This window comes from Stenotrophomonas sp. HMSC10F07 (assembly GCF_001807895.1).
Classification (GTDB): domain Bacteria; phylum Pseudomonadota; class Gammaproteobacteria; order Xanthomonadales; family Xanthomonadaceae; genus Stenotrophomonas; species Stenotrophomonas sepilia.
Genome location: NZ_KV791420.1, coordinates 3371 through 11269, shown reverse-complemented (window position 1 = coordinate 11269; position 7899 = coordinate 3371). Strand labels below are relative to the sequence as shown.

The window sequence follows — 7899 nt, the reverse complement described above, 5'->3', positions numbered from 1 at the left end:
TGAACCCATCCATGGGGGCTCGATGGCGCCATCCTTGGCGCCAACGGTCCTGCCCTGGGTGACCCCACCGACTCTGGACGGTTTCCCGCGAGCTGCGGCAACAACCGACCAGCACTTCGCCGCATCCGCACGCACCATGAAACTGTCAGGAGGGGGCGGGCCGCCCTCTCCAGGACCGTTGGCGCCATGGATGGCGCCATCGAGCACCATGGATGGGCTTTTGCGTGTCCTGGAGAGGGCGGCCTGCCCCCTCACACTCTGGACAGGCAGGCGCCAACGGAATGCAACCGAAGCCAGTCGCCGTCAGCCTTCCATCTGCTCCAGCTCCTTGCCCTTGGTCTCGCGCACGTAGCGGACCACGAAGACGATCGAGAGGATCGCCGCGACGGCATAGATGCCATAGGCGCCGGCCAGGCCGATGCCGGCCAGCAGCATCGGGAACGTCACGGTGATCGCGAAGTTCGAGGTCCATTGCGCCGCACCCGCCACCGCCAGCGCCGGGCCGCGGATCTGGTTGGGGAACATCTCGCCCAGCATCACCCACATCACCGGGCCCCAGGACATGTTGAAGAACACCACGTAGACGTTGGCTGCCACCAGCGCCAGCCGCCCCATGCCATCGGACAGCTGCAGGCGCCCATCGACGAGGCTGCCGCTGGCAAACGCCACCACCATCAGCACCAGCGCCACCGACATGCCGACCGAACCGATCCACAGCAGCGGCCTGCGCCCGATGCGGTCGATCAGCAGTACCGTCAGCAGGCAGGCACCGATGCTCAGCGCGCCGGACAACACGTTGATCAGCAGCGCGTCGCTTTCCGAGAAACCCACCGCCTGCCACAGCACCGCGCCGTAGTAGAACACCACGTTGATGCCGACCAGCTGCTGGAACATGGCCAGGCCGATACCCACCCAGAGGATCGGGCGCAGCTTGCCGGTGGCCTTGTTGCGCAGGTCGCCGAAGCGCGGCTTGTGCTGGTCCTGGGCCAGGCTCGCCTCGATCTCGGCCTGCTTGGCGGTGGCCGCGGCATCGCCGTACAGCCGCGCCAGCACCGCCCTCGCCTGCCCCTGGCGCCCCTTCAAGACCAGGAAACGGGGGCTTTCCGGGATCACCAGCAACAACAGGAGGAACAGCCCCGAGGGCAGCACCTGCATCCAGAACATCCAGCGCCAGGCCTCATGGCCCAGCCACAGGGGCTCGGTCGAGGCGCCGGCGGCACGCGCCAGCAGGTAATTGCTGAGGAAGGCCGCAAACAAGCCGCAGATGATCGCCATCTGCTGCACCGTGGCCAGCCGGCCGCGGTAACGCGCCGAGGCGACTTCGGCGATGTAGGCCGGTGACATCACGCTGGCCGCGCCCACCGCGAAACCGCCCAGCACGCGGGCGGCGATGAACAGCCAGGACGCGTGGGCCGCGCCGGCACCGAGCGCCGAGACAAGGAACATCAGCGCTGACACGATCAGGACACCGCGGCGCCCCAGGCGATCACCCAGCCACCCGGCCAGGAAGGCGCCGATCGCGCAGCCCAGCAGCATCGAGGCGACTTCGAAACCGAGCGCCGCCTCACTGGAGTTGAAGGCCTGGCGGAGGCCATCGACCGTGCCATTGATGACACCACTGTCGAAACCGAACAGGAATCCACCAAGGGTGGCCACGCAGCTGATCAGGACGATGAATGCAGTGTTCTCACCGCCATGGGGCGCGGTGCTGGGCTGTGTTTGGGACATGGACGATCCTGCTGGGAAGGGAGTCCGGCCACGGTGGGCGACCGAGTGCCCCGCAGCGTCGCACAGCCCCCGCCGTGCCGCCAATGACTCCCACGGTCGCGCCTGCCAGACGCCCGTTTTCCGCCCCGCGCCGACACCGGGGGCCAACCTGTTCTAGAATTGGCGGGTTCAGGAATCGATCCACCCCCAAGCCCATGCCCTTTGTCGTCACCGAAAACTGCATCAAGTGCAAACACACCGATTGCGTGGAAGTGTGCCCCGTGGATTGCTTCCACGAAGGCCCGAACTTCCTGGTGATCGACCCGGATGAGTGCATCGACTGCACTCTTTGCGAGCCGGAGTGCCCGGTCAATGCGATCTTCCCGGAGGACGATGTTCCTGCCGGACAGGAAGGCTTCGTTGCCCTCAACGCCGAGCTGGCGAAGGAATGGCCGGTGCTGACCGTGCGCAAGGACCCGCCCGCCGACGCCGGCGAATGGGATGGCAAGCCGGACAAGCTGAAGCTGCTGGAGCGCTGAGAAGCGCCCACGGCGGTAACGAAAAGGGCGCCCATGGGCGCCCTTTTCTGTTCTTCGGCAGACCCCAACCGTGCGCTCCGGCAGGTGCCAACCGCGCAACCTGGTAGGTGCCAACCTTGGTTGGCACAAAAGCGCCGACCAAGGTCGGCCGCTACCAGAGCGGGTGCGGACCAAGGCCCGCAGCCATCCGACCAGCCCTTACTGGGCGAGCTTCGCCTTCAGCGCGGCGATCAGCTTCACCGGCGCTTCGGCGGTGGCCGGCAGGCCACGCGGGTCAACCGCGGAGATGTAGGCGCCGGCATCGACGGCCACTACGCGGACCAGGAAGTTGCTGCCCTCGTAGGCCACGTCGTACGAACCCAGCAACTGCGCGCGGCTGGCAATGGTCACGCCCTCCACGCCTTCCAGTGCGGTACCGACCTTGGCGAAGGCTTCATCCTTGCCACCGGCAATGGTGAAACCGGTGCTGCCGGCTGCTGGAGCCGCAGCAACCGGCGCCGCCGGCTTGGTGGCCGAGGCCAACGTCGGCACCTTGTTGTCGGTGGTGGCATTGGGCAGGTTCAGGTCCGGCGGCACTTCCAGCGGACGCATTTCCGGGGCCAGGGCGTAGTCGCCCTTGGCGCCGCGCTTGAAGCAGCCGGTGGTGCCGGCAGCGACCGCCACGGCAAGCAGGGCATAGGACAGCACGCGGACGGTGGAAACGGATTGACGCATGTGAATCTCCTGGGTCAGACCAAGACGGAAGGTCAGTGGCTGGAAAGGGCTTCGAGGGCGGCGATGTCGCCGGCAAGATGGTCGGCAGCCGGATGATGCGCTGCCGACAACGGCAGCAGTGGCAGGCGCAGGTCGTGACCGATGCCGATGCGGCGCAGCAGCGCCTTGACCGGGATCGGGTTCGGTTCGACGCCGCAGAAATCATGGAAGGGATGCAGGCGCGCATCCCACGACGCGGTGGCTTCGTGGTCGTGTGCGGCGGCCAGCTCGCACATCCGGCGGTAGGCACCGGGAAGCACGTTGGAACCCACTGAGATCAGGCCGTCGATACCGGCCTGGATCGAACGCGCGGCCGTACCGTCGTCACCGCTGAGCACGGCGAACTGTGGGCTGCGCAGGGCGAGCAGCGCCTGCACCCGGCCGGTGTCACCCACCGCCTCCTTGATGCCGACGATGTTGGGGTGGCTGGCCAGCTCGGCCACGGTCTCAGGCTGCATGTCGCAACCGGTACGGCCGGGCACGTTGTACAGCACGACCGGCAGCCCGCCCTGGTCGGCCACCGCACGGTAGTGCGCGATCAGACCGGCCTGGGTGGGGCGCACGTACGGCGGCGTGACCACCAGCGCGTGGCTGGCGCCGAGGGCGGCGGCACGACGGGTCTGTTCGATGGTCTTGGCAGTGCCCGAAAGGCCGGTACCGGCCAGGACCGGAATGCGGCCGCCGATGCGCTCGACCGCGCTGGCCAGCAGCAGGTCGTACTCAGCGTCGGTGAGCGTTGCCGCTTCGCCGGTAGAGCCGGCTACGACAACGCCATGGACGCCACCTTCCAGTTGCAGGTGCAGCAGGCGCTGCCAACCGTCGGGATCGAGGGCGCCGTCGGCCCGGAACGGGGTCGCCAGCGCGGTGATGAGGCCGGAAAGGGACAAGGACGTGCTGCTCTTGGCTGGGAAGGGAAAACGCCCGCCACGAAAGGCCGGGGGCGACTTGAATGTTACTTGCGGCGCGAAAGCACGGGCAAGTATGCTGGACACCGGTGGATCCCCGCCTCTGGCGGGCATTCAGACTAACGCATGCATTACCCGGAATCGCCTTGACCGACACCACCCCGCGCCCCGCGCCGAGCGAAAACCACCTCCTGATCAACGCCTATACGACGCATCCGGAGTCCCCCCTGCTGTCCGTCACCCGCCGCATCGCCGACAGCGGCTGCAATCTGGTGGATGCACGCCTGGCCACGGTCGGCCGCGATGTCTCGGTTACCGCCCTGGCCACCGGCTCCTGGGACTCGGTGGCCAAGCTCGAGGCGATGCTGACCCGGCTGGAGCGCGAGGAAGGCCTGAAGCTGGTCTGGTACCGCACCGCCGCCAAGCAGGCGCAGTCCAACCTGCTGCCGTACATCGTCGAAGTGATCGCCGCCGACAAGCCGGGCATCCTGTTCCAGCTGGCCGATTTCTTCGACCGCCAGGGCATCACCATCGAGAACCTGCAGAGCACGCGCTACCGCGCCATGCAGACCGGTGCGGAGATGTTCAGCGCACAGGTCACCATCGGCGTGCCGGCCAACATGCACATCGCCGCGCTGCGCGACGATTTCCTCGAGTTCTGCGACCACCTGAACCTGGACGCGATCATGGACCCGATGAAATTCTGATCGGAAGTGCGGATTCTTCGCGCGCCTCTCACGGGCGCGTGGCGTTTCATGCAATTGTCGTAGAAAGAACCCAGGCTCGACAGAAGGACCTCATGAACAACGGCGACACCCTGGACAGCACCACCCTCTCCCTGCCACTGGCACTGTCCGGCGGCGACCAGGCCACCCTCGGCGACTACGCAGGCCAATGGCTGGTGCTGTATTTCTATCCCAAGGACAGCACCCCGGGTTGCACCACCGAAGGCATCGACTTCAACGCGCTGCTGCCGAAGTTCAGGAAAGCCGGCGCCGTCGTGCTGGGCGTCTCGCGCGACTCGGTGAAGTCGCACGACAACTTCTGTGCCAGGCAGGGCTTCAATTTCCCGCTGGTCAGCGACGGCGACGAAGCGCTGTGCACCGCCTTCGACGTGATCAGGATGAAGAACATGTACGGCAAGCAGGTACGCGGCATCGAACGCAGCACTTTCCTGATTTCCCCCGACAGCCGCATCGTGCAGTCCTGGCGCAAGGTCAAGGTCGCCGGCCATGCCGATGCCGTTCTCGCCGAACTGAAGGCCTCCCAGTCCAAGTGAGTCCCACTGCCTACTGTGTCTGCCATCACCCTGCCCTGCAGCAGGCCGTGGTGGTTTTTCCCTGTCCGTAACCAGGAATCGACGATGACCCGAGGCAAGCGCATCTACGTGCTGGATACCAACGTGCTGATGCACGATCCCACCGCGCTGTTCAAATTCGAGGAGCACGACGTCTACCTGCCCATGCAGGTGATCGAAGAGCTGGACAACGGCAAGAAGGGCACCTCCGAGGCGAGCCGCAACGCCCGCCAGGTGAGCCGCTTCCTCAACGAGCTGGTGCAGGCCTCCGGGCTGGACAACCTGGCCGACGGCATTCCGCTGCAGCGGCCCAATGGCCTGCAGCTGCGCGGCAAGCAGAGCGCCGGCAAGCTGCGCTTCCAGACCAGTCATTTCGATGCTGGCAAGAGCTTCGGCAAGGTGATCCCGGACAACGCCATCCTCGGCGCGATCCTGGCCCTGAAGGAAGAAACCCCCGACCTGCCGGTGGTGTTCGTCTCCAAGGACATCAACCTGCGGATCAAGGCCGCCATCGCCGGTATCGTGTCCGAGGACTACGAGAACGACCGCGCGCTGGACGATTTCAGCCTGCTCTACACCGGCGCTACCGAGCTGCCGGAAGACTTCTGGAAACGCCACGGCGACGACCTGCGCAGCTGGAGCGACAAGGGCCGCTCGCATTACGAAATCCAGGCACAGGACGGCGAGGAGTGGTATCCGAACCAGTACGTCTACCTGCCAGGCGAGGATGAAGTCGAGCTGCGCGTCAGCCGCGTCGTCGGCGATGGCAAGGTGGTGCTGTCGCTGGTCGATGATTTCCGCCACGGCAGCCACGCCGTGTGGGGCATCAGCGCACGCAACCGCGAGCAGAACTTCGCCCTCAACGCACTGATGGACCCGGAGATCGACTTTGTCACGCTGCTGGGCACCGCCGGCACCGGCAAGACCCTGCTGGCACTGGCCGCCGGCCTGGCGCAGACGATGGACCAGCAGCGCTACCGCGAGATCATCATGACCCGCGCCACGGTCAGCGTGGGCGAGGACATCGGCTTCCTGCCCGGTACCGAGGAAGAGAAGATGACGCCGTGGATGGGCGCGTTGACCGACAACCTGGAAGTGCTCACGCACAACCAGGAAGGCGGCACCTGGGGCCGCCAGGCCACCAACGACCTGCTGGCCAGCCGCATCAAGATCCGCTCGATGAACTTCATGCGCGGCCGCACCTTCCTGTCACGCTACCTGATCCTGGACGAGGCGCAGAACCTCACCCCCAAGCAGATGAAGACGCTGATCACCCGCGCTGGCCCCGGCACCAAGATCGTCTGCCTGGGCAACGTCGAGCAGATCGACACCCCGTACCTGACCGAGACCACTTCGGGCCTGACCTACGCGGTGGACCGCTTCAAGAACTGGCCGCATAGTGCGCACATCACCCTGCGCCGTGGCGAGCGTTCGCGCCTGGCCGATTACGCTTCGGAGGTGTTGTGAACCGCTGCACGCGCCTGTTGCTGCCCACGGCTGCGATCACCCTCGCCGTCGTGCTCGGTGCCTGTACGACCACGCGCGGCCCGGCCAGCGTGCCCACCGCCGAGCGCACCGGCCAGTCCTGGGTGGTCACCCGCCCGATCATCGCCGCGCAGGTGCTCGACACCTGCTCGCGCCCCAGCCCCGGCCGCGAGGCCGGGCGGGTGTCGGGTTACTGGGCGCCCAGCCGGCAGCAGGTCGACCAGCTGGAGGCGAAGCTGTCGTCGCTGGAAGCGCAGGTCCCGAAGGTGCTGGACTTCGACCGCCAGTACGTCGGCATCGAAAGCGCCGGCAAGCGGCTGATCTACATCAACGCCTTCCACCTGCCCGACGACAGCGGCGTCAATCCGGCCCGTGAAGCGATCCGCGTCTGCGATGGCGGCGCACAGTTCTGGGGCGCCGTGTTCGACCCGGCCAGCAACACCTTCAGCGAGCTGCAGTTCAACGGCGGCTTCGGCGGGCCCTGAGGGGCCTCGCCGATGGGAATACGCCTGCCCACCTGGGTCTGGATCGGCGCGGTCGCACTCTCGTGCGTGGCCGGCATGGTCAACGTGGTCGGCTTCCTCGGTTTCGAGCACCAGGCGGTCAGCCACATGACCGGCAGTACCAGCCAGCTCGGCATGGCACTGGCCCAGGGTGACTGGCGCGCGGTCGGCCACCTGTGGGGCCTGCTGATCGCGTTCTCGCTGGGCGCGATGCTCAGCGGCCTGCTGATCCAGGACAGCACGCTGCAGCTGGGCCGGCGCTACGGCGTGGCACTGGCGCTGGAATCGGCTCTTTTGCTGGTGGCCATTCCGCTGTTTGAAGAGCACCAGATCTGGGGTGCACTGGCCGCCGCCATGGCCTGCGGCCTGCAGAATGCAATGGCTACCACCTTCAGCGGCGCGGTGGTGCGCACCACCCATCTCAGCGGCATGTTCACCGATCTCGGCATCGGCCTGGGCCACCTGCTGCGCGGGCTGCCGTTGCAGGTGCGACGACTGACCCTCAGCGGCCTGATCATCAGTGGCTTCCTTGCCGGCGGCGTGATCGGCGCCTGGCTGTTCGCGCGCTGGCAGTACGACGCCCTGCTTGCTCCCGCCCTGCTCACCGGCCTGACCGGCCTGGGTTATGTGGTGTACCAGCAGTGGGCGCGCTGGCGGCATTGAGGGCCGCACTCTGGGGGTCAGATCCCTTTTCCTGCGGAAAAGGGATC

Annotated in this window: 9 protein-coding genes; 6 read left to right on the top strand and 3 right to left on the bottom strand. The window is 66.6% G+C overall.

All coding sequences use genetic code 11. The features are described 5' to 3' along the window. Positions 1-303: 303 nt before the first annotated feature. Positions 304-1728, bottom strand: coding sequence for a sugar porter family MFS transporter (locus HMPREF3114_RS14455; protein ID WP_053500048.1), 1425 nt, complete (start codon positions 1726-1728; stop codon positions 304-306). A 194-nt stretch (positions 1729-1922) separates the two neighbouring features. Between HMPREF3114_RS14455 and fdxA the strand changes: the two genes are divergently transcribed. Further along, positions 1923-2246 carry a ferredoxin FdxA gene (fdxA, locus tag HMPREF3114_RS14450; RefSeq protein WP_005409054.1) on the top strand — a complete coding sequence of 108 codons (324 nt, stop codon included), beginning with the start codon at positions 1923-1925 and terminating at the stop codon, positions 2244-2246. A 198-nt stretch (positions 2247-2444) separates the two neighbouring features. Here fdxA and HMPREF3114_RS14445 read toward each other — a convergent pair whose 3' ends face one another. Next, on the bottom strand, positions 2445-2960 hold the full coding sequence (locus HMPREF3114_RS14445; protein ID WP_005416115.1) for a hypothetical protein: 516 nt from the start codon (positions 2958-2960) through the stop codon (positions 2445-2447). A gap of 32 nt (positions 2961-2992) precedes the next feature. After that, positions 2993-3886 (bottom strand): 4-hydroxy-tetrahydrodipicolinate synthase, encoded by an 894-nt coding sequence (gene dapA, locus HMPREF3114_RS14440; protein ID WP_005416114.1) that lies wholly within the window; start codon positions 3884-3886, stop codon positions 2993-2995. A gap of 164 nt (positions 3887-4050) precedes the next feature. Here dapA and HMPREF3114_RS14435 point away from each other — a divergent pair, with 164 nt between their 5' ends. The 5 genes from HMPREF3114_RS14435 to HMPREF3114_RS14415 all read left to right on the top strand — a co-directional run bounded on the left by HMPREF3114_RS14435 (position 4051) and on the right by HMPREF3114_RS14415 (position 7852). Further along, positions 4051-4611: a glycine cleavage system transcriptional repressor gene (locus HMPREF3114_RS14435; RefSeq protein ID WP_005409051.1), complete on the top strand. Its 561-nt coding sequence runs from the start codon at positions 4051-4053 to the stop codon at positions 4609-4611. A gap of 92 nt (positions 4612-4703) precedes the next feature. After that, a complete protein-coding gene (locus HMPREF3114_RS14430) occupies positions 4704-5183 on the top strand; it encodes a peroxiredoxin (RefSeq protein WP_053500050.1) in 480 nt (159 codons plus the stop codon). Between the two features lie 84 nt (positions 5184-5267). Next, positions 5268-6668 (top strand): PhoH family protein, encoded by a 1401-nt coding sequence (locus tag HMPREF3114_RS14425; protein WP_005416112.1) that lies wholly within the window; start codon positions 5268-5270, stop codon positions 6666-6668. Continuing rightward, a complete protein-coding gene (locus tag HMPREF3114_RS14420; protein WP_053500052.1) occupies positions 6665-7171 on the top strand; it encodes a hypothetical protein in 507 nt (168 codons plus the stop codon). The genes HMPREF3114_RS14425 and HMPREF3114_RS14420 overlap by 4 nt, the downstream gene beginning before the upstream one ends. 12 nt (positions 7172-7183) lie before the next feature. After that, complete coding sequence (locus HMPREF3114_RS14415) at positions 7184-7852, top strand: YoaK family protein (RefSeq protein WP_053500054.1); 669 nt, start codon at positions 7184-7186, stop codon at positions 7850-7852. The last annotated feature ends 47 nt before the right edge of the window (positions 7853-7899 follow it).

Excerpts from the sequence above, each read along its gene's own strand:
- HMPREF3114_RS14455 (WP_053500048.1), bottom strand. The coding sequence starts at position 1,728 with ATGTCCCAAACACAGCCCAGCACCGCGCCCCATGGCGGTGAGAACACT.
- fdxA (WP_005409054.1), top strand. The coding sequence starts at position 1,923 with ATGCCCTTTGTCGTCACCGAAAACTGCATCAAGTGCAAACACACCGAT.
- HMPREF3114_RS14445 (WP_005416115.1), bottom strand. The coding sequence starts at position 2,960 with ATGCGTCAATCCGTTTCCACCGTCCGCGTGCTGTCCTATGCCCTGCTT.
- HMPREF3114_RS14430 (WP_053500050.1), top strand. The coding sequence starts at position 4,704 with ATGAACAACGGCGACACCCTGGACAGCACCACCCTCTCCCTGCCACTG.
- HMPREF3114_RS14425 (WP_005416112.1), top strand. The coding sequence starts at position 5,268 with ATGACCCGAGGCAAGCGCATCTACGTGCTGGATACCAACGTGCTGATG.
- HMPREF3114_RS14415 (WP_053500054.1), top strand. The coding sequence starts at position 7,184 with ATGGGAATACGCCTGCCCACCTGGGTCTGGATCGGCGCGGTCGCACTC.